The following is a 1223-nucleotide window of genomic DNA, read 5'->3' as shown; positions in this document are numbered from 1 at the left end:
AAACAAGGCTTCGTTGCTCCTTTCAAAGTTCAGGGGTGAGAGGTAGCCCAGGCCGCTATGTCGGCGCCGAGGGTTGTACCAGCCTTCAATCCAGGTGAAAACGGCCATTCGGGCATGGGCCTTGCTCTGGAAGCGGTTGCGCTCGATGAGTTCGCCTTCCATGCTCGCAAAGAAGCTCTCGGCCATCGCGTTGTCGTAGGCATCGCCCACCGTTCCCATCGAAGGTCGCACCTGCATCTGCCGGCAGCGCTCCCCGAAGGCCAGGCTGGTGTACTGGCTGCCCTGGTCGCTGTGGTGGATGACACCCTTGGGTTTGCGCTGCTCCAGCGCCATGTTCAAGGCCGCCAGCACCAGGTCGGCGGTCATGCGCTCTCCCATGGCCCAGCCCACCACGCGCCGGCTCCAGACATCGATGACCACCGCCAGATACAGGAACCCCATCCACGTCGGCACGTAGGTCATGTCCGCCACCCACAGCTGGTTCGGGCCAGTGGCGTGGAAACGCCGGTTGACCAGATCACTGGCCGGGGCCTGACGTTTGTCGCGACGGGTGGTGACGGTGAAGCCTCGGCGCTTGCTGATGCCGTGAATGCCGGCTTGCCTCATGAGATGGGCCACGCGCTGGCGGCTGATACACACGCCTTGCTCGATGAGCTCGGCACGCACCCGAGGCATGCCGTAGGACTCATAGGAGTCCAGGTGAATCTGGCGGATGCGTTCGGTCATCACCGCGTTGGCGATGCTGCGCTGTGAAGGGGCACGGCCGCGCCAAGCATAAAAGCCGCTAGCAGAGACACCGAGGACGCGGCACATGGTGCGCACAGGAAGGTCGGCCTGGTTTGCCATCACGAGTCCGAAGACTTCGTTGAAGTCGCATCGCTGCGACCGGCAAACCAGGCCGTAGCCTTTGCCAGGATGTCGCGCTCCATCTGGACCTGGCGCAACTGCCGGCGCAAACGCACCAGCTCTTCCCGCTCGGCGGTGGTCAGGCCTTCCTTGCCGGGTAAAGGCTTGCCGTCATCAATGGCGGCCTGGCCGACCCAGTTGGTGATGGACTGGGCGGTGACACCGAACTCACGCGAGAGTTGCGCGGGTGAGCGACCGGCTCGAACTAGCTCGACCATCTGTTGGCGGAAGTCCGCCGGGTACGGCGGTCTTACTTTGGACATTTGCGACTCCTTGAACACAAAGAATGATGTGTCCACGGAACCGGGTCAACTCCA

1 protein-coding gene is annotated in these 1223 nt (G+C 62.9%); it reads right to left on the bottom strand.

The features are described 5' to 3' along the window. Nucleotides 1-1169, bottom strand: a protein-coding gene (locus tag AVHM3334_RS23665) for an IS3 family transposase (protein ID WP_284415873.1) whose coding sequence is annotated in 2 segments (ribosomal slippage) — nucleotides 1-902 and nucleotides 902-1169 — 1170 coding nt annotated over the 2 segments. Because the reading frame shifts where the segments join, the coding sequence is not laid out codon by codon here. This gene is flagged as partial in the annotation. Between the last annotated feature and the right edge of the window lie 54 nt (nucleotides 1170-1223).

Origin of the sequence: Acidovorax sp. SUPP3334 (assembly GCF_030159055.1) — a bacterium.
Lineage (GTDB): Bacteria > Pseudomonadota > Gammaproteobacteria > Burkholderiales > Burkholderiaceae_C > Paracidovorax.
The sequence above is the reverse complement of the archived record's forward strand: the minus strand, read 5'-3'. Positions and strand labels throughout refer to the sequence as shown.